The sequence below is a fragment of the Yoonia maritima genome (genome assembly GCF_043641945.1).
Classification (GTDB): domain Bacteria; phylum Pseudomonadota; class Alphaproteobacteria; order Rhodobacterales; family Rhodobacteraceae; genus Yoonia; species Yoonia maritima_B.
In genome coordinates this window covers 1-22,984 of the sequence record NZ_JBHZRX010000009.1, presented here as the reverse complement: position 1 = coordinate 22,984, position 22,984 = coordinate 1, and the positions used below count along the sequence as shown (strand labels likewise).

20 protein-coding genes and 2 pseudogenes are annotated in these 22,984 nt (G+C 53.9%); 12 read left to right on the top strand and 10 right to left on the bottom strand.

Annotated features, from left to right (window positions below; translation table 11 throughout):
• The first annotated feature begins 6 nt into the window (after positions 1-6).
• The 4 genes from ACHUEV_RS16440 (at position 7) to ACHUEV_RS16425 (ending at position 5,351) form a co-directional block, all read left to right on the top strand.
• Positions 7-1,911: a beta-N-acetylhexosaminidase gene (locus ACHUEV_RS16440; RefSeq protein WP_394181795.1), complete on the top strand. Its 1,905-nt coding sequence runs from the start codon at positions 7-9 to the stop codon at positions 1,909-1,911.
• 70 nt (positions 1,912-1,981) lie between these two features.
• Positions 1,982-3,415, top strand: coding sequence for a M81 family metallopeptidase (locus ACHUEV_RS16435; protein ID WP_394181793.1), 1,434 nt, complete (start codon positions 1,982-1,984; stop codon positions 3,413-3,415).
• Between the two features lie 2 nt (positions 3,416-3,417).
• Complete coding sequence (locus ACHUEV_RS16430) at positions 3,418-4,617, top strand: MFS transporter (RefSeq protein WP_394181791.1); 1,200 nt, start codon at positions 3,418-3,420, stop codon at positions 4,615-4,617.
• Positions 4,614-5,351: a copper homeostasis protein CutC gene (locus ACHUEV_RS16425; RefSeq protein WP_394181789.1), complete on the top strand. Its 738-nt coding sequence runs from the start codon at positions 4,614-4,616 to the stop codon at positions 5,349-5,351. The genes ACHUEV_RS16430 and ACHUEV_RS16425 overlap by 4 nt, the downstream gene beginning before the upstream one ends.
• Here ACHUEV_RS16425 and nagB read toward each other — a convergent pair.
• Together nagB and ACHUEV_RS16415 are read right to left on the bottom strand one after the other, a co-directional pair.
• Positions 5,324-6,100, bottom strand: a complete 777-nt coding sequence (gene nagB, locus ACHUEV_RS16420; protein ID WP_394181787.1) for a glucosamine-6-phosphate deaminase — start codon at positions 6,098-6,100, stop codon at positions 5,324-5,326. The genes ACHUEV_RS16425 and nagB overlap by 28 nt on opposite strands.
• Positions 6,101-6,104: 4 nt before the next feature.
• Complete coding sequence (locus ACHUEV_RS16415; RefSeq protein ID WP_394181785.1) at positions 6,105-6,497, bottom strand: RidA family protein; 393 nt, start codon at positions 6,495-6,497, stop codon at positions 6,105-6,107.
• Positions 6,498-6,988: 491 nt separating this feature from the next.
• Between ACHUEV_RS16415 and ACHUEV_RS16410 the strand changes: the two genes are divergently transcribed.
• From ACHUEV_RS16410 to ACHUEV_RS16385, 6 genes are all read left to right on the top strand, one after another.
• Complete coding sequence (locus ACHUEV_RS16410) at positions 6,989-8,167, top strand: tyrosine-type recombinase/integrase (RefSeq protein WP_394181783.1); 1,179 nt, start codon at positions 6,989-6,991, stop codon at positions 8,165-8,167.
• On the top strand, positions 8,164-8,805 hold the full coding sequence (locus tag ACHUEV_RS16405; protein WP_394181781.1) for a hypothetical protein: 642 nt from the start codon (positions 8,164-8,166) through the stop codon (positions 8,803-8,805). The genes ACHUEV_RS16410 and ACHUEV_RS16405 overlap by 4 nt, the downstream gene beginning before the upstream one ends.
• 8 nt (positions 8,806-8,813) lie before the next feature.
• Positions 8,814-9,056 carry a helix-turn-helix transcriptional regulator gene (locus ACHUEV_RS16400; protein ID WP_394181779.1) on the top strand — a complete coding sequence of 81 codons (243 nt, stop codon included), beginning with the start codon at positions 8,814-8,816 and terminating at the stop codon, positions 9,054-9,056.
• A 466-nt stretch (positions 9,057-9,522) separates the two neighbouring features.
• Complete coding sequence (locus ACHUEV_RS16395; RefSeq protein WP_394181778.1) at positions 9,523-9,651, top strand: hypothetical protein; 129 nt, start codon at positions 9,523-9,525, stop codon at positions 9,649-9,651.
• Between the two features lie 76 nt (positions 9,652-9,727).
• On the top strand, positions 9,728-10,261 hold the full coding sequence (locus ACHUEV_RS16390; RefSeq protein WP_394181776.1) for a hypothetical protein: 534 nt from the start codon (positions 9,728-9,730) through the stop codon (positions 10,259-10,261).
• Positions 10,262-10,890: 629 nt separating this feature from the next.
• On the top strand, positions 10,891-11,277 hold the full coding sequence (locus tag ACHUEV_RS16385; protein WP_394181774.1) for a hypothetical protein: 387 nt from the start codon (positions 10,891-10,893) through the stop codon (positions 11,275-11,277).
• Between the two features lie 843 nt (positions 11,278-12,120).
• Here the strand turns inward: ACHUEV_RS16385 and ACHUEV_RS16380 are convergent.
• The 6 genes and pseudogenes from ACHUEV_RS16380 to ACHUEV_RS16355 form a co-directional block, all read right to left on the bottom strand.
• Positions 12,121-13,281 (bottom strand): annotated as a pseudogene (locus ACHUEV_RS16380) (IS30 family transposase).
• Between the two features lie 362 nt (positions 13,282-13,643).
• Complete coding sequence (locus ACHUEV_RS16375; RefSeq protein WP_394181772.1) at positions 13,644-14,021, bottom strand: ferric reductase-like transmembrane domain-containing protein; 378 nt, start codon at positions 14,019-14,021, stop codon at positions 13,644-13,646.
• Positions 14,022-14,407: 386 nt separating this feature from the next.
• Positions 14,408-15,082, bottom strand: coding sequence for an NAD(P)-dependent oxidoreductase (locus ACHUEV_RS16370; protein ID WP_394181770.1), 675 nt, complete (start codon positions 15,080-15,082; stop codon positions 14,408-14,410).
• Between the two features lie 54 nt (positions 15,083-15,136).
• Positions 15,137-15,637: a cytochrome b gene (locus ACHUEV_RS16365; RefSeq protein ID WP_394181768.1), complete on the bottom strand. Its 501-nt coding sequence runs from the start codon at positions 15,635-15,637 to the stop codon at positions 15,137-15,139.
• 9 nt (positions 15,638-15,646) lie between these two features.
• A complete protein-coding gene (locus tag ACHUEV_RS16360; protein WP_394181766.1) occupies positions 15,647-16,534 on the bottom strand; it encodes a VOC family protein in 888 nt (295 codons plus the stop codon).
• A gap of 65 nt (positions 16,535-16,599) precedes the next feature.
• Positions 16,600-17,028, bottom strand: coding sequence for a DoxX family protein (locus tag ACHUEV_RS16355; RefSeq protein ID WP_394181764.1), 429 nt, complete (start codon positions 17,026-17,028; stop codon positions 16,600-16,602).
• Between the two features lie 117 nt (positions 17,029-17,145).
• On the opposite strand from ACHUEV_RS16355, the gene ACHUEV_RS16350 reads away from it, so the two are divergent.
• Positions 17,146-18,042: a LysR family transcriptional regulator gene (locus ACHUEV_RS16350; protein ID WP_394181762.1), complete on the top strand. Its 897-nt coding sequence runs from the start codon at positions 17,146-17,148 to the stop codon at positions 18,040-18,042.
• A gap of 493 nt (positions 18,043-18,535) precedes the next feature.
• Here ACHUEV_RS16350 and ACHUEV_RS16345 read toward each other — a convergent pair whose 3' ends face one another.
• Entirely contained in the window at positions 18,536-21,679 is a 3,144-nt protein-coding gene (locus ACHUEV_RS16345; protein WP_394181760.1) for a Hint domain-containing protein, read from the bottom strand.
• Between the two features lie 605 nt (positions 21,680-22,284).
• Between ACHUEV_RS16345 and ACHUEV_RS16340 the strand changes: the two are divergent.
• Positions 22,285-22,422 (top strand): annotated as a pseudogene (locus ACHUEV_RS16340) (IS30 family transposase); the annotation flags it as partial.
• A 349-nt stretch (positions 22,423-22,771) separates the two neighbouring features.
• Here the strand turns inward: ACHUEV_RS16340 and ACHUEV_RS16335 are convergent.
• Positions 22,772-22,984 (bottom strand): hypothetical protein (locus tag ACHUEV_RS16335; protein WP_394181758.1); only part of this gene is annotated, 213 nt, incomplete at its 5' end.

Here is a 22,984-nt window from a genome sequence, read left to right as displayed (position 1 = left end):
TTCCCGATGACCTATTTTCTTGAAAATGCGTGGCACCCTTCCCCTGCGCCCGAAGGAACTTGGACGCTGACACTCACGAACCTGTCTGATGCGCCATTAAAGGATTTCAAGCTATCGCTGACCTCGATCACGCGGATCATGCCAGAACATGAACTAACCGGAGCCACGTTTTTACGCCGCGACGCCAATTTCCACGAACTCGCACCAATCGATGACACACCTATTCAGCCGGGTGATAGTTGGACATTTTCAGTGACGGGTATCAACCGCTCACCATTTCACCGCAACGACGCTGCCAAAACTGCTTGGGTAACAGACGCGTCCGGAACGCATACGACCGTGCAGGTAGGTGACCTAATGCACGCGGACCAATCCCCGGCCCGCCCGGTCTCAAGACTGCCCGAGGGGCGACTGACGCTACCCTTCGCGCTGCTGCCATGGCCCAATGAAATCGAAGCCACTGGTAACGCTGCCCCGGTCATTTTGCACGCTGCCAGCGGAACAACTGTCGATCATAAACGTGAGATGCTAGCGGTTGGCGCGCTTCACAGGCGATTATTCCCGACCTGCAAACGGCTATTTCAATTATCCCCGACGCCGGGAAGCCGCGCGGTGGGCTTTGCCGATGATCAGGCCATATCCGACGAGGGATATAAAATCGAATTCGGCGATCAGATCACAATATCGGCAAGCACCAACGAGGGACGCAGATACGCGTTAATCGCTCTGGCCCAAATGATGCATGGCGCATTCACTGATCTAGAGCTCCAATTCCCGGCAAGTGGCACGATTTCCGATGCCCCGCGCTATGATTGGCGCGGTTGCCACCTAGATGTTTCGCGCCACTTCTGGAGCTATGACGAAGTCCTACGCGTCATCGACATGCTTGCTTGGCACAAAATGAATATCTTCCATTGGCATCTGACCGACGACGAAGGCTGGCGGGCGGAAATCAAAGCCTACCCTGAACTAACCCAAACAGGGGCAACGCGTGGCGCTGATGTACCCAACATGCTGCCGCAGCTTGGCGATGGTGCAGCAGCGCGCCACGGTTACTACACCCAAGACCAAATGCGCGCTGTCGTCGTTCATGCTACAAGCCTCGGGATTGAGGTTATGCCGGAAATAGAAACGCCCGGTCATGCGGCTGCAGTTCTGGCCGCCCTTCCCTTTCTTGTGGACCCCGATGAACCCGCGAACAGCTATTACCCGGTCCAAGGGTATTTCAACAATGCGTGGAACCCAGCGGTGCCAGAGACCTTTGCAGTGCTGGATAAGATCTTTGACGAGATCGCCGAAATCTTTCCATCAAAATACATCCATATCGGTGGTGATGAGGTAGCGCATAACGCTTGGCTGACCTCACCGATGGCTAAGGCACTCATGGAAAAGGAAGGGCTGCAAGGCACTTTCGAACTGCAAAGCTGGTTCCTGAAAAAGGTCAAGCAGATGCTAACCGCCCGCGGCAAAACCATGGTTGGCTGGAACGAAATCGCGCATGGCGGCGGGGTGCCACCAGAAGACACACTGCTCATGGCTTGGGAAAACCCAAAAGTTGGAATCGAACTGGCCGGAAAGGGATATGACGTCGTGATGACCCCCGGTCAGGCCTACTATCTAGACATGGTACAAGGCACCGATTGGCTGGAAAACGGCGCAGGCTGGGCCGGACCAGTGCCTCCGGAACAAACCTACAACTACGAAGCCGAGGGTGATTTCCCTAGCGAACTGCGCGGCCAAATGCGTGGCGTTCAGGCGTGCATCTGGTGCGAACATTTCACGACACGCCAGTGGTTTAACGATCTTGTCTTTCCCCGCCTTAGCGCCGTCGCCGAGGCCGCTTGGACCCAGAAAGACAACAAAGACTGGCTGCGCTTTGCGCGTCAGGTGCGACTGCACCCAGAACTATAAAACGGGTCGGGCCGCATTCGGCCCGCTCACCTTCCCAATTACTTAAATTTGTTTCGACAAGGATTATCCTATGCGCATCGCCGTTGGCGGTATTCACACCGAATGTTCGACTTACTCTCCGGTTCTTATGCAGCTTGAGGACTTCCGCGTTTTACGCGGTGACAACCTGACCGCAGACCCCTATTTTGCGTTTCTTGGCGATTATGAGAGTGACATCGCGCCGCTTCTTCATGCCCGCGCGGTGCCCGGTGGACCCGTTTCGCGCGATACATATGAGGCGCTAAAGACCGAATTCCAAAAACGGCTAGAAGCCGCCAAACCATTCGACGCGGTATATTTAGCTATGCATGGCGCAATGAATGTGGATGGCATGTTCGACGCCGAAGGCGACTGGATCGCTGCGGTGCGTGCCGCTGTTGGTCCCGATATGTTAATCGCTGTCAGCTATGATCTACACGGCAATGTATCGCAAAAGATCGTTGATCAGATCGACATTTTTGCGGCCTACCGGACAGCCCCACATATCGACATCGCGGAAACGATGAACGCGGCCTTTGGCATGCTGATGCGCGCTTTAAAAACCGGGTGGCGTCCGGGCGTGGCGCGCGTACCCATCCCGCATCTCCTACCCGGTGAACGTTCCTCAACCGAAGACGAGCCTGCAAAATCGCTTTATGCCGCCTTTCCCGGCTATGAAAACGCCGACATTTGGCGCACTGACCTGATGATAGGTTACGTTTGGGCCGATGAACCACGCGCGGCGGCTTGCGCCGTCGTCACCGCAACGAACCGCCCCGCAGCAGAAAAAACCGCCAGCGCTATTGCTCGCAGCTTTTGGGAGGCACGCAATGAATTCCACTTTGGTCCCACGACAGGCACCTTGGACGACATGCTTGATCTGGCAATCAAAACTGAAACAAGTCCCGTCATTCTAGCTGACAGCGGCGACAACCCAACCGGCGGCGGCGTGGGTGATCGGGCCGACGTTCTGGCCGCTTTAATCGCGCGCGACTGGCAGGACGCATTGGTCGCGGGCATCACGGACCAGCCTGCGGTCGATGCTTGCTTTGTGGCGGGCCAAGGTGCGGAACTGACGTTGAAAATAGGCGCATCGCTTGATCCAAGTGGTGTTAGCGTGACCGCGGATGTGGCAGTCCAGACGTGTCATGAGGGTCCGAGCCCCGCTGATCGACAGGCCGTCGTCCAAATTGGCGGGATCACCGTTGTTTTGGCAGCGCGGCGGCGCCCCTACCACAATATCGCGGATTTCGAATTGCTTGGGTTGGGCCCAACGCAGGTCGCGCTTTTGGTCGTCAAATCCGGCTATCTGTCGCCCGAGCTTGCCCCTATCGCAAACCCTAATCTGATGGCCCTGACAGATGGTGTGGTCAATCAAGACATCCCGCGCCTAGCGAACATTCACCGCCCTAAAGGCACCCTGCCCTTTGAGACACGCGATAGTTTTACGCCAGAGCCGCAAGTCTCGGCACGCTTCAAAGGCTGATAATGGGTCCTTGGTTTGACATTCTAAAACGCCATCGCGTGATGCGCGCGTCGGCTGCGGCTGTATTCCTTTATGGGTTCAGCGGCGCGGCCACGTCGCCCTACCAATCGATGATCGCGATCAAAGAATTGGGGATGAGCGACGGCGGCTATGCAGCGCTGGCGCTTGCCGCAGCATTGGCCAACGTTTTTATGGCGATTGGTGTCGGGATGATTTCTGACCGCTTTCAAAGCTATAGACGCCCCCTAATTTTCGTCAGCTGCTTTGGCATTTTGGGGTTTGGATTGGTCTGGGCGTTTCCCAGCGTCACAACTTTCACCATCGCCATATTGGGGCCACTGGCTTTGTTTCACGCGATGAATTCCATGTTGTTCGGCAACGTCCGCGCACATTCGGCCCGCTTTGACCCAGAGGAAGCACGCATCGCGAACGCATTGATGCGGATCATGATTTCACTGTCGTGGGTCTTGATGCCCGGCGCTGTTGGTCTCTTGCTTGCGGGGCGGGACAGCATGGTCTTTGCCTATCTAATCGCTGCCGTCGTTGCCTTGGGGATTTTCCTAACGGTGACATTTTGGATGGAACCGGACACAAAAACCCGGCCCATTGAAATCACTCCCCGGCCTGCCGCGTTGCACGATCTGCGCCGTATCATTGCGCCTCGGCTGCTTTTGCGGGTGCTCGGTATCGCGCTCATTAGTCAGGTGCTTCATGTGAATGCGGCGCTGCTTCCGCTTGTGGTCACGGGGTCAGCCCAAGGTCAGACTGCAGATGTCGGCTTCCTTGTCGGATTGGTTGCCGTGATCGAAGTTATTTTCATGGTGTTTTGGTCGCGGGTGACCCGGACATTGCGGATCACCACCGCCCTACTCATTTGTTCGGCGCTTTACCTTGCATACCTAGGCGCAATTGCAGCGGCGACCGCGCCTTGGCACATCTATGTGGCAAGCTGCATTGCAGGTTTTGCAGCAGCCGGAATTATTTCGCTACCAATCAGTTATCTGCTAGACCTGATCAGCGACCGCCCAGGCTTGTCCGCGTCATTACTTGCGGTCAACGTCTTTCTTGGCGGTGGATTGGGTGCGGCGATGTTTGGAATTGGAACAACATTTGGTGGTTATGGCCTAGCTGCGGTGCTTAGCGGGATCGCCGGCTGTGTCGGGGCGGGTCTAGTAATGGCATTAGAATGGAAAACACCATGAAACGGATCACGCTGGAGATCTGCGTTGACGACCCCGCAGGAATTGCGGCAGCCGTCAACGGTGGGGCAGACCGGATTGAACTATGTACCGCATTATCAGTCGGCGGTCTGACACCCTCGGCTGGCCTGATGCAAATCGCAGCACATTGCCCGCTACCTGTCATGGCCATGATCCGTCCGCGCGCAGGTAACTTTGTTTGGTCCGCGACAGAACTCAGCGCACAACTCACCGAAATCGCTGCGGTACGTGATGCTGGGCTATCGGGGGTTGTTATTGGCGCGTCACAGCCGGACGGATCGCTTGATGAACAAATGTTGCGTACATTGGTCCAAGCAGCCGAAGGGCTCGACATCACGCTTCACCGGGCAATTGACCTGACACCAGATGTGGATGCCGCGATGCGGTTGTGTCGGGAAATCGGGATCAAACGCATCCTGTCTTCAGGTGGCGCAAACAATGCACTGGCGGGTGCGGATCGCCTGTCGCGGATGGCGGGCCACGGCGTGACCGTCATGCCCGGGGGCGGTATTAGCGCAGAAAACATCGCCGATTTAGCATCACACCTGAACCTAACCGAGGTTCACGCATCCTGCTCCTCGCCTTTGCCTCCTCCCGAAAACGAAAAGGTCAGCGACTTTGGTTTCCAACCAAAAGATGCCCGAAGCACCGATGCGAACCGCGTTGCAGCGCTTCGATCTGCGCTCGATCAACTGGGTGCACGCACCTCTGGGTGAACTTCTTCGTAATAATCACGTAACGCGAGCTTGCTCGCGGCGGCCTCATCAATCACGACGGTCACCTTGCGATGCATCTGTAGAATTGACGCTGGACAAGCCGCAGAAACGGGACCTTCGATCATCTTTGCGACTACATCCGCCTTTGCTTCACCAAACGCGAGCAAAACGATTTCCTCAGCACGCATAATGGTGCCGATCCCCATCGTTATCGCCAAACGGGGCACATCATCAAAGCTATCGAAATAGCGCGCATTTGCTTCCCGAGTGGTCCGTGTCAGGGTTTTGATCCGGGTATGTGATGCAAGGCTCGAGGTCGGCTCATTGAAACCGATGTGGCCATTCGCGCCCAATCCAAGCAGCTGCAAACCGATATCCCCAGCCGCCGCAATGGCATCCTCGTATCGGTTGGCCTCAACTTCTGGGTCCGGGGCATCGCCGCATGGCAAAAACGTGTTCTCTGGTTTGATATCAACATGATCGAACAGTTTTTTGCGCATGTAATACCAATAAGAACATGGGTGATCAGGGCGCAGCCCAACATATTCGTCTAGGTTAAACGACCGCGCTTTGGCCATGCTCATGTCGCCGGCCTTGTAACGTGCGATCAAACGTTCATAAACCGCTTCCATCGTGCCGCCAGTCGCAAGACCCAGAACCGTTTCGGGCTCTTGCTTCAAACGATCCGCGAAAAGGCCAGCAACGCAATCAACTGCCGTAGCTTGGGTTTCGTGAATAAGGACCTTCATCAGATCACAACGGCTTCCATGCCAGCACATCAATCTCGACCTTTGCGTCGATCATGAGACGTGATTCCACAGTCGATCGTGCCGGTGGATTGGGACCAAAGTGTTTTTCAAATACTGCGTTGAATGATGAAAAATCTCGCGTATCCTCAAGCCAGCAATTCACTTTGACGATATCTTCCATGCCGCAATCGGCAAGCGCCAGCACCTCTTTGATATTGGAAATGACCTGTTCAGTCTGCGCCACGATGCCACCATTCACGACCTCGCCATCAACGGTCGGAACTTGCCCCGAAACATGCACATAATCACCGGCGCGCACGGCCTTCGCAAAAGGTCGTTTCTGCCCACCCGCCTGAGCGTCAGCAGTATCATATCGAATAAGGCGTTGTTCAGACATAAGTTACTCCAAATATGAGATTTTTATGTCTTGAGACTAGCCCAACAAACGCGATTGGAGCAAGCAAAGCGAACAGATTTTTTATCTAAACGGGCACCAAATGAGCGTCTTTCTTGTCATCCGAATATGCCTGTTGTGAGAAGGTGCTTAACACGCCTAATTTATAGCTTCAAACACTCGGGAATCGTCAAGATCAACGACCTCTTATTGCTCAGAGCGCGCCAAATGTCACCCAGTGCTGATCATTGGTCCGTTAGTGGCCGCCAATCAGCCGCCCTGTAGCGACTGCTCGTCAGCTTATTCTAGTCACCAATGCTGATTTAAGTGGTGCCCGCGGCCAGCTTTGGAAACATGCCCCTGTACGCTTCAAGTCACGTCTAAGGCGCCTGTAAATATAGACAAAGCCTACCATAAAACGACCCTATCCAAACCATAGTGTCCAACGCAGTCTCATGATATCCAGCCCTTAAAGGTGGATTGTGAGGTGGACGATGGCGGCACATAATAAGTTGACGGCAATGCAACTACGCAACTTACCCAGTGGCAAGTATTCAGACGGAAACAATCTTTTGTTCCACCGGAGGAATGATGGCGGCGCACAGTGGTTTTTGCGTGTTACAATTCATGGCCGCCGTCGTGAGATTGGCCTAGGCGCATATCCAGAAGTTGACCTAAAAGAAGCACGCATCTCCGCGAGAGAATGGCGCTCAGTTGCCCGCACCGGCAAGGACCCCATTAAGGAGCGCGAAAGACTTAAACGGCAAGCTGCACGCTCAGACAACACGCTGCAAGCCGTCGCAGAGGCTGCCTTCGAAGCACGTAAAGCCGAACTGAAAAACGATGGTAAAAACAGTCGTTGGTTTTCTCCGTTAGAACTGCATGTCTTACCTAAATTGGGACAAGTCCCAATCGAAGAGATCGACCAGCTAGACATTAAGAACACGCTGGCACCAATCTGGCACACAAAGGGGGAGACTGCCAGAAAAGCTATGCGCCGGCTTGGCATTGTCATCAAGCACGGCGCGGCAATGGGATTGGATGTTGACCTTCAAGCGACAACGAAAGCCGCTGCCCTGCTCGGCAAATCGCGGCAAGTATCCAACAACGTCCCTGCAATGCCGTGGCAAGATGTACCGGAGTTCTATCAAACCTTATCGGTTGCCACAGTAACGAACCTTTGCTTGCGGCTTGTCATTTTGACCGCTGTTAGGTCGACTGAAGCGCGCGAAATGCACATCAATGAGTTAGATGGCGACATTTGGGTTATTCCCGCTCACAGGATGAAGTCAGGAAAAGAGCACCGTGTTCCCCTGTCAAAACTGGCCCAATCGGTAGTCGATGAGGCAAAACTCCACGCAAGAGACGGTTACCTTTTCCCCGGCACTAAACGAGGTGTCATTTCTGATTCAACAATGTCCAAGCTAATGCGGGCACGAGCACTGCAAGCCCGCCCTCACGGATTCAGATCCAGTTTCCGAACATGGGCTGCAGAAGCGACAGATGTGTCTCGTGAGGTCGCAGAAGCGGCATTAGCTCACGTAATCGGTTCTCAAGTTGAGCGTTCATATCGCCGTACCGACTTTCTCGAACAACGCCGCGTGCTCATGGAAAGATGGGCGACTCATATCTCCAGTGACGGCATACAAGCGCTCAAATCGATCAGTTCATGACACAACGAACACCTAAGCAAGTCGAAAGCAAAACCCAACAAGACAAGATGTCTCGCATTGGGACGACAACAATCATAATCCCACCGTATGGCCCATACGATCAAGAAGGTTTGGCAAATGTACTTGTACAGTCGTCCCGCAGATCACTGTCGCCAGTTAACCTGGAAGATATCAAGAGTTTTCTTGACACGGTTAAACGTAGCGCTGCCAAAACAGGCTCAAAACACCAAGACCCACAGAAAGAACTACTATCTGAAATGGCATTTATTGATCGTGCTTCAGCTAGCGTCAGAGACATCGAGGAGCTGCAAGAAAAAATCAAGGATGATACTTCAGATCAATCAAGTATCGATCACTTAATAGCATTTAGTGTTCGCTTGGGGAGAACGTTACAAGAAATGGAAATGCGTAAACGTTTCTATGATGATGTTCATGTTGGATCTGAAGTGAGCAGAGGTGGCGTACGAGGAGGTCGCCCCCCGAATGACAGCAGTGGGGATCGTATAAAGCGCATGCGCCAGCTTGTTACGGAAGGCAAAACGATAGCGGCAGCCGCAAGGCATTTGAACAAAGAAAACCCCAAATGGTCAGTGACATCTAACTGCCGTTTGTATTACCGGCACAAAAGTGTGACATAACCCGCTATATGTCGCACTCTTCTGAATTATCTTGCCTCCATCAGAAGCACTATGGAGCACTAAAGATGAGTGAAAATTACCTGAAATTGTCGGAGTTGATGGCCTATCTAAAATTGGGCAGGAGTTCGATCTATCGTCGGATCGAAGACGGCTCGCTGCCAAAACCGATTAAACCAGGTCGGCTTTCCCGTTTCAAACAATCGGAAGTTCTTGAGGCGTTGTCTCGCATGGAAACACGACGGGACAATTAGCAGCGACCACTGAGGGTTCTGAGGGCTGAGCCGGCCATTATCCACTTAGTTGGAATGGTTTGGGTGTTTTGGCTGACTACTTCAACGGAGCTTTTTGCATTCTCGCTAATACACAACGATCTCTTACACCGGTGTAACTATGTTCGCCATTTCGGCGTCGAGATCAACGAAGCAGTACAGCCATAAGAAACTAGCTCAATACCATCGCGGGAACAGTCTAAAGCCTCAAGAACTGGACTAGCTATTTTCCGAACGTAGCTAACCCACGCATGACATTCATATCAACAACTTAAACCTAATATTAAGATTTTGAAGGGAGTCTAAAAATGAGCCATCGAGCCACCACTTGGGCCATTGAACAACGAGGACTTAACCCGGGACCAAAGTTGCTACTTTTATTACTAGCCGACCGTCACAACAAAGATACAAGACGATGTTGGCACCAGCCAATCAAAGGATCGATGATATGTCCTTCAAGGACCTGACAGCCAGGGCTGCGGCCGCAATGAAGCCGAAGCCTGCGAAGACCCCTGCCAAAGAGAACGAGTCCAAGGCCGTTGGCAAGGAAGCACCAGCGAAATCCAAGACATCTTGAGATTTGCACCGGCCACGCGCCCCATTCTAAGCGGGCGCGCGGACCACCCGCAGCAACAAGGGAAAGGACCACACTCATGGAAGAATTGACGAACAAGACCGTTGCGGTTTTTTCCCGCCCGTTCACCGTTCCAGGCTTCAACGAGACGCTTCCGGCGGGAGAGTACGAGATCGAAACGGAATTGGTTTCACCCCCGGGTCAACAGGATCCCGCAGCCTGGAAAGCCTCCGTCATGGTGAAACTTCATCCCCGGACATCGCATCCGGGGCTTACACGGTCTCTGACCGTTTCCCTTGCCGATCTGGACTATGCCCGCGCCAGGGACAAGCTGACAAGCAGAGCGTTGTCCGACGTCTTCCTTGAGGAAATGCTGGCTGATCCGATGGTGCGCCTCGTGATGGAGGCCGACGGGGTCTCTGCAGCACATATGCGGCATCTCTATTCGGGGCACCGAATGCCGCAGTCTGACAGTGATGTCCTGGACCGGAACCTGGCGCGTCTAGGTGCATGTGAAACGGCGTCAATCCATGCTGCTGAAAACGAGGGCATGCCTCCACGACCGACCGCGACGTCGGCTATGCGCACGAAAGTCAGCGCGGATTTGACATGATCACGAACAAAACCTCGGTCGACGTAGCATTTTCGGACATCGCCCGCAGGAGGGCCTTTGGCGACGTACCACAAGAGCGTCCTTGTCTGAGATGCGATGTTGTTTTCTGGAGTGAAGGCTTTGGAGAACGGATCTGTCGGCGCTGCAAGGGTTTGAGCGCCTGGCGGAACGCCGTTCCCGTCAGCCCGGGTGCATCCTGGCGCCGCTGATCCCCACAGGCGCGCGGCGTCCTCCCAGTACCGTACTGGACCCGTCAATTCGGCCTTTCTAGAAATCGCTCAAATCACGCCGACCGATGTCTTATGGGGCGACGAGGGCTTGGAACTTTACCACCGTCACAGGAAACGCAGACGGCTCTATCACAAAGCGCACGAAAGCAGCCTCTTTCGCAATCGCAGCGAATTCACCCTTCGTCCCGCACAGCCGACCTTTGCGTTCGGTGCAGCGAATGGCCGGAGTGAGCCCACATTGCCTAATTGATGTCTCGCAGCGAATGTCCGGATCAGGAAAACTGGCGGGATAACCCCGATTTGCATCGGCGCCGGATTCCGTGCAAGTCTTATCCCTGCAATATTTGTGGTGCCGCTGCATTTCGTCATCGTACAAACAACCAGAAAGTCCCTCACCGCATGCAGTTTTTTAAAACCAAATCCATCTATCTAACTATGGCGATATTATTTGCAGGACCTGTAGCTGCGCTAACGGATGAAGAAGCGCAAAAAATAATATGCGATCTGTGGGGGGGAAATGTCGAGAATGCGTATGGGATTTATGAAGTAATGGTCTCGGACCATATGTCTGATCCAATCGGTCAGACAAGAGAAGTTATGGAGTATTCGTCATTCGAACCAGGAAGTGCCGGTCATATTATGCTGAGCATGGCCCTAACTGGTATTGAAACTGGTCTGCCGGTCGATCAAACAAAAGCGTCCGTTGTGTCGACATGCAATCAGTTTTCTCCTGATGCCGTGGATCCTGCAAACGCATATATACCTTTATCTCAACTCGACCCCTGATCACACAGGTTGCTTGTGCGGTAGTAAATCTGCGTTCTCAGTTTCGGTATGCAGGTGAATGTATCGACAAGAGAGACGAAACACCCTGTGTGATTAGTGAATTAAGGACTTGGTGTGGCCAACACTCAAGACCAATCTGGATTATAATTCAACTTTCAAAACGAGACAGCCTTCGATGCCGAAATTTGTGCGTTCTATAATAAAAAGTGGCGTCATTCTCATATTGCTCTTGGGCTGGTATGCTTGGATGGACGCAAGGGGAGAAGCTCGAAGAGCGCAAACCAACTAAAAAAGACATGCTCTTCAGCATAATTTGAACGATCCATCTGCGCCCCCGGTGCTATCGAACACAATGTTGGACCCAGGTTGGTCGATCAGACAGTGGCTGGAAGTAGGTCGAAAAAGTAGTGACTGCGCAATGGCCGATGAAATGATGGATCAGAATGCAACGGTCAAAGTCATTTCAAGAAGGGGAGCACAAAGGCGATATTATCTTTCGGATTACGTATCATCTTGTCAGAACTTTTATGAACGAATGTTTTTCGAAATTGTTGGACCCCAAGCAGACAAGTGGTGTCAATTCCGCGAAGACAGCGTCAGACTTAAGCAATTATGTGATGAATGGACGGAAAATAGAGAGGCTTACTTGCAAAGCTTACGGTCTGCGACGGGTCCAACAATTGAAAGATACCGTTTGTTTATTGGGCATTAGTGGAGCGAATTTCAGCGTCGTCCAAAAATGACCTTTTGTTGAACGGTCAGAATTGCAGTCGACCTTTAGCCGTTCGTTCAAAAGCGGCCATTGGTGCAGCTGGGGCGAACGGCAACTTCGTCCCTGTAATTTTAACTGATCGCAGCAACACAGGCGTCAAATTTCTCTGCTGGGGTTTGGTATTGCAAGGTCTTTCTAGGCCGTTCGTTGAGCTGGCGAGCGACAGCGCTGAGTTTGGCTTGGCTGAAGCCTGATATATCGGTGCCTTTCGGGAAGTATTGGCGAAGCAACCGGTTGGTATTTTCGTTGCTCCCGCGTTGCCAAGGTGACTGCGGATCACAAAAATAGACGTCGATCTTTGTCGCCATGGTAAACGCCACATGTCCGGCCATCTCAGAACCACGGTCCCATGTTAGTGACCGATACAGTGCTTTGGTCAACTTGCGGGCCTGCTTGATCAGGGCCGTGATAACACTTTGGGTGTCCTTGTTCTCGACTTTGGCCAACATCACGAACCGGGAATGGCGTTCTACCAGCGTCGCGATGTAGCTGTTGTTAGCCCCCACGATCAGGTCGCCCTCCCAGTGCCCCGGCACGGCGCGATCTTCGATCTCGGGCGGCCGTTCGCTGATCGGGATGGCGTTCTTGATCTTGCGCAGCTTCAACCCTTTCTAAGTTGCGTGCCGTGACCGCCTGATGGCACGCGGGCTGCGCAAACACTCCTGCAATTCCTTCTTTAAGACCCCACGCGTCTGCACATAAAGGCTGCGATAGATCGTCTCGTGGGACACGCGATGCTGCTCCTCGTCGGGATGTTTCCGCTTGAGCCAACCAGCAATCTGCTGCGGCGACCATTTCCGACGCAGCTTGCGTGCAATCAGGTGGCACAATGGATCATTGAACGAGAGTTTATATGATTTGGGACGCGTTGCGCAGTCCCAAGCCCGCTGATCCGAGCGCGCCGCGCGGTAAGCCTGACGCCCGCCATTCCTGCGAACCTCTCGGCTGATCGTTGAAGGCGACCGGTTCAGGCTCTTGGCGATAGACCGCAACGACCGCTCTGAAACCAAGCCGCGAGATATCTCCTCCCGCTCCGTCAGGCTCAAAGCAAATCGCGACCTCTTACGGGCAGCGGGCCGTATCCCGCCGAACTGTTTCAAATGCGGGAAGATTGAAGACGATGCGCGATTGAAATGCCGCCCAATCGAACTCATCGAATCCCCGCGCTGCCACCGATCCCACATCTCAGACTTCTGTTTGTCCGTGTAAAACGTCCGCGTCCGATATTTCATCTCTCACACTCCATCTTTCCAAAAAGATTAAAGTGTTGCGCTCACCCGTTGAAACCGCCCCCGCATAGCCGACATCGACATGCTGACTTTGCGCCGAACGACATTCGCAAGTGCGGCGAAGGTCGGCTTCGAGCCCTAATTTGACCGATGCTGCGGCTCGTACGAATGGCTGCGAACCGCGGCGAGCGACATTCGGCTTTGCAATTACATCCCGTATTGATGACCGCAACAGTAGACGAGGAAAGCGTCGCTTGCGGGTTAACCCCCTTCGCTCTCCTTGATATATTGATCTAGGACGTCGATGCAGTCGCTATGCCACTATGTGCCGTGGCCGCAGATACCAGTACCAAACACGGTAGGCCTCAAGCGCGATCAGGGAGGGGCAAAGTGACAACCAGGGCGGGTGCTGCTCCGTTCCAATCATGCAAAGCGGCCCAATGTACCAGTGTAAACACGGCTGCGGCATAGGTCCAGCGTTGCAGCCACTTCCACCATGTGCCCATTTTTCGCACGAAGTAATCCACTGATGTCAGTGCCAGCGGTATGAAGATGATAAACGCCACCCAGCCAGTCCAAATGTAAAGGCGCGGCAATTCATCAACAACAGTGGTCAGTGACGCCTTATCCAGCAGGTAGAACACCGTGTGCAGCAACGCATAGCCAAATGAGGCGACGCCCAAATAGCGGCGATTGCGTTTCAACCATTGCGGCCCCCGCCATCCCTTGAGCAGCAGCGCCAAAGGGGGTTGCCATCATCAGCACGACCAACAACCGTGCGGAGGTTTCACCGGACGGGTGCACGAGCTGGTGGAAAACCCGCGGATCATCGGATGTCAACGCGGTGAAAGTCATCATGACCCCGGGGGAGGCAAGCACTGCCCATGTGAGCTAAGGTGAGGTCGCTGCGAAGAAACGTTGCATTTTTTGTCCCGTCATATGTGCTTTTATAAACATACGCCTGAGCCATGAGTTTTCGCCGCGGCTCGGGCGGTATTCTCACATCTTGAGCGCGGAGAACATGCGTGCCAGCGTGCTGTCCTTGCGCACGAACTAGTTGAAAATGGCCGCGTGGTGTTTGTCGTAGTGATACGAACCCGCCGCGCAGTTCTATCGCGGCGGGCCAGACTTATTTTTGCGAGATCATCGGTGCTTTGCCATGAAGGTCTGCGCGATCCAAGGCTTCGATAAGCCACTGCGCCACGGAGGTTCGTGAGATCTGCATCACGGGCTTAGGTTGGTTGGCTCCGCCCACCACATAGCTTTCGATGACTGGGGCCGTGCCTTCCTTTTTTCCCAGCATCATCGCGCGGCCCACTGTCCAATCCAGTCCAGACGCGGCGAGCGCATCCTCGACCATTTCGTGATCGCGGTAGGCATGGCCCAAATGGGACCACTTGATGAGCATCCGCATCAATAATGGTGCGGTGTCATAGCTTTCGTTCGCCCCTGCGGCCCCCAATGACACGATGCGGCGCAGGCCTTGATCGTGCATCGCGGCGATAGTGACATCAATGATATCTTTCAACAGCGAGTCCCGGTTCACCAGCTTGGAAAACGGGGAATCCGAGGCGCGCGCATTATTCAGCGTGCTGATAACCACGTCGCAGCCCTGCATCGCCTCGGCCACGTCATCGGCATCTTCAGGCGTGCCTTTGATAAGCGTCAGTTTGGCGTCGGTTTGCGATATTACGGCCGGATTGCGAACCAAGGCGCGCACGCTGTGTCCTGCGGCCAAGGCCTGTTGCATCACAAATGTTCCCGTGCGGCCAGAACCGCCGTAAAGGAGGATTGTCTTCGTCATCTTCGTTTCCTTTGACAAATGGTGGGCACGCCATCGTGACGGACCCCGTTTTGGTTAGATTTTGCGCGACACGATCATCCGCCGTAGCGTGCCATCTTTGCGCACGAACTGGTTGAACAAGGCGGCGGCAGCATGTGTCGTGATCAAACCAAAGAGCACCATATTCAAAAGCCGGTGCGCGTAACCCAAATCAGCAACGCCGTTCCATGTCATCCCGCCCGTGATCACCATACCGATCAGCGCGCCGTAAAGCGCCCAGTGAACAGTTGTTGCGATCTTGGCCTGCATCGGGGGTGTGCCGGGGGCGTGACCGGGCGTGCCATAGCGGTAGCGCAGGTACAGCCTTGCCAACACAGCGAGAAAGATCGTTGATCCAAATCCCACATGTACCCAGGCCATCGTCATGTCATTTCCGGCCGGTGTGGTACCGATCTGCATTGCGTGAATGGTGCGTTTTATGGGCTCGTTAAAAAGCCACTGCACCCAGATGGCCGCAAAAACGACCCAGTGCAAAATGATCTGAGCGGGGCGGTAAGATTGAGGTTGTGGGGGCATTAGGTGGTCCTATCTACTTATACGCAAAGTAACGTTGACACCTGTGGGGTCGGTGCCGCGAAAGACATCGCCGTCTTGGCGCAGGTGAGAGGAGGCGACGACGTCCACGTTGGAGATCAGCTCGTAGTGCACCAATCCAGCCATATTTTGCGGCCTAGGCGGGCGATTTGGCCCAGCCCAGATATTCATTGCCAACCGGTGCGTATTGGGTTGGCCTGCTCCCATATCGGCAAAACCCCAGTTATCCAGCGTCAGGTGACGCTCAAAACCAAGGGTCTCGAACCAATCCAAAGCGGACTCGAGTGCTGCGACCTTAAAGTGCAAATGCGCAAGGTAGGTGTCACCGGCCAAAGGGGCCATAGGGTCCGCCCCTGCTGCAAAGGCAAGTTCAACACTCACATCAAGCAGTCCGCGGCCAGAATGCCGGTTACCGTCAACATCGAACAAAGTCAGGCCCTTAGACATATCTCCAAAATGGCTAAACCGTTCTGGTGTCTCATATGTAATCTCAATCTCCAAACCGTCGGGATCGTGGAAGTATAGCGATTTCGCCATCAAGTGATCCGTCGGCCCTACTTGAACATTCAAGTGGATCAAGCGGGTCAGCAGGCGCGAGAATTCCGCCTGGCTGCGGACACCAATCGCGACGTGGTACATGCCCGTATAAGGCGCGGCGACAGGGGTGTTTGCACCGGGACGAAGGACGATCAGTGTGCGATCTTTCGTACCAAGTGCGATGCCGGGAGATGCAAGTTCGCGTTTGACCAGCCCCAAGGCCGAGGTCCAGAAAGCGACCGAACGATCAAGGTCTGTCACCTGGAGTTCCACCATGCCCCAAGACAGGCGGTCAATTTGCGTAGGGTGGCCAGTGTTGGCAAGGAGGGGGGTATGTAGCATCGAAAGCAACCTTTTGAGTAATAACGCGCTCTGGCAAGAGGCACCAGAGCGCGAGCCGTGATGGACTAACCGCGTGGAGCAATTGGTGCCTTGTTCGCGCGTCCCCAAACCACCAAAGCGGCCAGTGCGAACAAAACGGCGTTCACTGGAACGACTTCGAATTCACCGCGAAAGATATGCACACCGGCAGCCAGAACCATAACAACACACAGGCCTACAGCAGCTAGTTTCGTCAGTTGTGGCATAATGCGGGTGGCAGCTGGAAGGATAAGGCCAAGTGCGCCCGCGACCTCGCCCAGACCGATAAACTTGATCAAAAGGAGGGGGGCGTTCTCGGCCCAGCCCATCCCCATCGCAACCAATTCGGCCGATCCGGACATCAGCTTTGTTGCGCCGGCCATCAGGAACATCGCAGCCAACAGGGCTTGGACGACCCAGAGGCCAATATTCCAGCCCTTGCTGGATTGTACGGGGTTTGTGTCAATCGTTGTCATGTCGTTCTCTTTCATAAATCTGCTGTTGAAGCGTATTGTGATGAGGACATGAATAAAGATTTCCCATTTCGGCATCATCAGTTTATTTATTGAAGCAACATTTACTATGAGTTGATGATGGACACACTTCTGAGCTTGCGTGTTTTTGTAGAGGTTGCAGAGCACAAAAACTTCTCGGCCGTTGCAGAGCGCCTAAATATCTCCCCTGCGATGACCAGCAAACACGTCAAACATGTAGAGACTCGCGTCGGTGCGCGTTTGCTCAATCGCAATAGCAGGAACGTTAGCCTGACCGAGGCTGGCGCGCAGTATTTGCAAACAATCCGCCCTTTGCTTGACGGGCTGACCGAAGCTGAAGCGCAATTGACCACAGACAGCCTTTCGCCGCGCGGTACGCTCAGAATGTCGCTACCTGTTTGGATGTCTAATCCGGCCTTTGCGAAAATTCTGACCACCTACCATCAGCAAAATCCGCATGTAACCTTTGATATCGACCTAAGTGGCCGCAAGATTAACATGGTAGAAGAAGGTATTGATCTAGCATTGCGCGTTGCGTTCAAATTGGACGACGGGCTGATCGCGCGAAAACTGGCGGAGGTTACGTTTCAGCTCGTGGCAGCCCCTTCCTTTTTAGACCGCTTTGGCCGCCCCAGAACTCCGGAAGATCTGAACAACGCCCCGATGCTTGCGTATTCTCAAGTTGCCGCGGACGGGCGGCTCAAGTTTGGCGGCGAAGACGGGATTGATGTCAAACTCAGGCCAATTTTGGTAAGCTCCAACGAAAGCATTCTTCATCAAGCAGCGGTAGCCGGAATGGGCTTTGCGATGCTTCCGAACTGGGCCGCCCAAGACGACGTGAAAGACGATCGACTTGAAGCCGTGTTGCCAAACGTAGCATGGCCGAAATTGCATATTCAGGCCATTTACGCTGATCGTAGTTATCTGCCTGCCAAGGTAAGAAGTTTTCTGGACTTTTTGGCTGGGTCGGATGGGTTCCCCGCCGTTTTGAAGTAGTGTCTCGACAACCAAATGTGTGACCTAGTTGGCCCAGTCCTATGTTTTACCACCATGGTGTCACGTATGCAGACCACAGTGATGTTCTTATTCTCGTTGGCGTTTTTTGCGGCTGGCGAAAGGCGAGGATAGCGGCCCTTCAAACCAAAAGTGTCGACGGCATCTTTGTCCGCATAACTAACCTCGAGGATTAGAATTGCTACACATGGCGTGAATGTTTGGTTTGTGGAAGCTGCATCGCAGCGTTAGGCCAATCCGCGAAGGTCCGCTTCGGGCCGTTCATGTCGATCGACACCAAGGGCGGGTTGCGGTCATTCGCTGCGGACGCGAAACTTTAGCTAAGTCGTGCAAAAGCGGACGTTTAGCACTACAAATTGTTTAAGGATCATAATCGGCAGTTCAGGATCCGACGTGTGAGCTGCCGTTGCTGCGCATCACCTGTCTTCCTCGTTCACGCTTGAGGCTGCCGAGCAGCCATACAACAAGCTCGACTTTAAGCATGTTCAACCAATGCGACCTGGTTCTTTTCGTGCCGAAACGCCAATTTGCGCCCCCTGCGACCAGAGACCAATTGGCGGCAAGGCTGAGCCTCGTAATTGCGTTCAATAAGTTCTGGGAAGAGCGCCATGATTTCCGCGCGCGCTTCCGCTCCGACCGATTTCAAGGCCTGTGGACCAGTGAAGAGACTCTCCGTCCATGCCCCGTTTGACCAGATTACTTCATGGCGCTCGAACAAGAGATGGAAGTATTCCACGCCGTCGCAATCTGTGATTTCGGACACGCCGTCGACAGACTGAAGGAACTTGGCGGCTACCAATATCTCGGAAGCGTGGAACATTCTGCGGGCGATCTTGGAGCGTACGAGTACGCGGTGCTGGGGTGATACGACGAGGTCGCAGGACGGCGTGTTATTCCCCAAGGCACCTTTGCGGATTCGAATAGGGCGCAGGTTTGGTTCGTCTTCAAGACGGCTTCCCGACACCTTCTGGCTGCCGATCCATCGTAGCTGCTGGTAGCCGTTATCTGCCGTCAGAACCAAGTCGCCTTCCGACAGGTCCTCTACCGCAACTTCGCCTCGATCGGTCATAATCTGTGTGCCACGCGAAAAACAAATTGTATCGCGGAAATCAAGATCGCTGATCAAGGGCACCGCGCCGGCGCCATCGGGGGCGGTGTCATTGTCGGTGTCGGCCAGCGTGAAATTGCCCGATGCGTCGATGTCGGCGTCGTTAGCGTCGTAACCAACCACATCGTCCACAACATCCTTTATACCGTCGCCATCGGTATCGGCAGAGGCATCGATGGCAGCCTGCGTAACACCATGGCCGGCCTCGTCTGTATCGCTGATGCCATCGTTGTCGCTGTCGGTATCCAGAAAATCAGCGGTCCCATCACCGTCAGTGTCTACCGGAGCAAGTCCGCCAGTTTCATAGGCATCGTCGAGCCCATCACCGTCAGAATCAATCCCGGTGGGCTCAATATAGCCCGCTGTTGTCTGCGCCTCGACGTTGTCGGTGATCCCGTCATTGTCGCTGTCCAGATCCAAGTAATCGGCGATACCGTCACCGTCGGAATCCGGCTTCGTCTCCAATGTAAGGAACAGATCATCAAAAGCGAGCGTGTTGTCGGGCGAATAACTGTTCTGTTCGTCGAACAGATAGAAACGCAAAGTGTATTGCTGACCAGCCACCATTTCGAAGGGTTCGATGGACTCGATGCTGATCCCATATGACCCGTTCGGTGGGGTGGGCTGATACCCATCATCGTAAATTGTGGTCGAAGAAATAAAGCCATCGTCAGACGCGCTCACTGCGACATTATAGCTGCCTGCGGCTGTGCCACCCCAATCCAGTGGAACGATACCGTGCTGAATTTCGGTCAGATATGCATCTTGGGTAAGTGTGAAAGAGACCTCGACATACTCATCCAACGCGACCGCTTCGGCGAGAGTGTTCGCGTCGGCGCCCTGAAGGATATGTTCCCAAGAACTGGTCGGTGCCACGAATCCTGAACCAAACGAAATGGAGCTTGTCGAGTTGAGGATCGAAGCCGCATCTCCGTTAGTGTTGGCGAGGTACGACGTCCCGCTGCCGTCATTGTGATCCCAATAGACCTGACCGCTGCTAAAGCCCTCGTCCGTGTCTAATATCCCGTCGTTGTCGGAATCGAGATCCGCGCTGTTGACGATGCCATCCCCGTCCTTGTCGAACGCGCTTGCTGTGTCGCGATAGTCAAGGTCGGTGGTGGTTGGCGCGGCGTTGCTGCCATCTGGTGCGGTGTCAAAATCGCTATCAGCCAGCGTAAAGTTTCCCGCGCCGTCGATATCGGCGTCGTTAGCGTCGAAACCAACCACGTCATCCACGACATCCTTGATACCGTCGCCATCCGTATCGGCAGATGCATCGATAGCGGCCTGTGTTACACTATGGCCAGCCTCGTCAGTATCGCTGATGCCATCGTTGTCGCTGTCAGTATCCAGAAAGTCCGCGGTGCCATCGGCGTCAGTATCCACCGGAGTAAGTCCGCCAGTCTCATAGGCATCGTCGAGCCCATCACCGTCACTGTCAATACCAGTAGGTGCCACATATCCTGCGGTGGTCTGCGCCTCGACGTTGTCCGTGATGCCGTCATTATCACTATCGAGGTCAAGATGGTCAGCGATACCATCACCGTCTGTGTCGACTTCGGTTACGACTTCAGCAACCGAAAAGGTATGGCTCGTTGAGCCGCCGAAATTTGGGTTCGGCCCTGAGTCGACAACGGTTACTCCGTCAACTTGGACGACATAGCTGGCGGGGTCGCTGCCGTTAAGCCCGTTGCCAAAGGATAAGAAACCGCCATTATCATTGACGGTGAAGGTATAATCACCCACCCCGTTCACCGGAACGTCCGTAATTTCGATCACATTGTTGGCAATTGTCGTGTCACTTGCGATTACGGTCCCACTTGGATCACGCAATTCCCATCTTGTATTGTCGCCATCAGCCCTTTCATCGGCGTCAAAGATGATTGTGATTGTCGTCGGTACTGTGGTGCTCGCACCCTCATCAATGTCGAGGATTCCATCGCCGTCATCATCGATATCTTCGGAATCGATGATCCCATCGCCGTCGGTATCAACGTAATTGAAGTCCAGAACGTAACGATCAGCGGTCATGCCGTAGGTATCGGTTCCGCCAGAGGGTGCCGCAGTGCCAAGTGTTACCGACTCGATCGGCTTTGCCTCTAGCGCGTCCGAATAGGCGTTGGGGCCGGTTGTCGGTGGCAGCAGATACAGGCTTCCGTCCGTGTCTTGCATTACGATCGCATCGACTGTCGCGGTCGATCCATCCGTGTATTGGATCACCGTGCTGTTATAGAGCATCGTCGTGTCATGCGTTTGGAGCGCACCGCCATCGATCGAAAACGTCTCGTTCTCTATTAGATTTTCGGCCCCATACGCGTCCGCATTCACACCTCCAGTGTAGGAGTTGGTCGCATCAGGTGACAACGTCTGGAGGTTGCCCGAAATGATGTCGCTGGGCCCGCCAAACACTAATCCGTTCAGCGCATTGTGATTCTCGGACGTCAGATTGCCTTCGACGGAGTCGATTTCTGGCGCTATGCCAAGATAGAACAGAGAGAATGTCGTTGCCATAGTGCCAGCTAGTGCCTTCAGTAGCTATTCTTGATTTTCAGTTTAGGTCCGACTTTATGCACGCACAAGTGGCAAATCGGTCAATTGTATCGCGTTTTGGGTTAGGGTGGTGCTCCACGGCTTAAGTGGAGGTCTGTGAAGATATAGATAGCCTCAAGCCGAATTCGGCGTACGGTTTGAAACCGTGCCATGGTCCATCTCCAATCCGATTCACGACATCTAAGGAATAACGCGATTCCTAGTCCGCACGAGCGTGCGGAAAGGATAGGCGAAAGTGCAGAAGGATTACGCCACTATTCGTAGGTGTAGGTTTGATCGGGAGGATCGATCGCCATTTGGAAGAGAGGCAAGTCTTTGGGATTTCCTGCAAGCCCAAGCTGAGCCCGGATTGTACGGTCTTGAAAGCTGGCGGTATCGTTCAACTTGTGCACCACAGCAGTCTGAATGCTAGAGTCAGCATCACAGACAGTTAGGGCACACGCGCCACAGTCTGCTTTGCGCGCGCAATAACGCAACGTCTCATCGTTGTTTGCGCCCGTTCGCGGCGTTTTATAGGCACGGCGGTATTGCTTGAGCTCTTTGCCGCCCGGGAAAATGTATAGGTCAAAGGCACTGATATATCAGGCTTTAGCCAAGCCAAACTCAGCGCCGTCGCCCGCCAGCTTGACGAGCGACCTAGAAAGACCTTGCAATACCGAACCGCTGCTAAGAAATTTGAAGCACGTGTTGCAGCGATCAGTTGAAACCACCCCCGCATTGTGTGAATTCGCGGATCACCTGATTTCGCATTTGCAGCGAATGGCTGGTCTGGCAGGCCGCACCGCAGCATCTGGAAGACATGGTCAACGGCGGCTATGGGCCGTTCTTAAAAGGGGGTGGCGGGACCCAATTGGCAAAATGCTGCGACCGATCTGATGGCGGCAGTGAGCCCATTTTGACAAATGCTGCGCTCTGCTCAAATGACGGCTTCTTGCGAACGAGTGCGTATACGGAAAACTGCCTCGGTGTGCGTCAGAATGCGTTAGTTTGCAAGTTCACCGCGCAAACCCGATCAGTTGCGCTGTTTGTGCTGCTATTACTTTCGAAGGGAAGCTAACTAACACGGCACCGAACGAGCTTAAACGCATTTTTCATACGCGCCTTAATCTGCGCTTGGCCCAATCGATCACTCATAAAAAACACGAACTTTATCTTTGGATCGGCCCAGAGATCAGGACCTTCGAAACACGAACGATCAACCAAGATGTTATCGTCTTCGACCCATAGTTCAGGCGAGAAAAAGTCATGCCGAGGCCACAGCCGCTT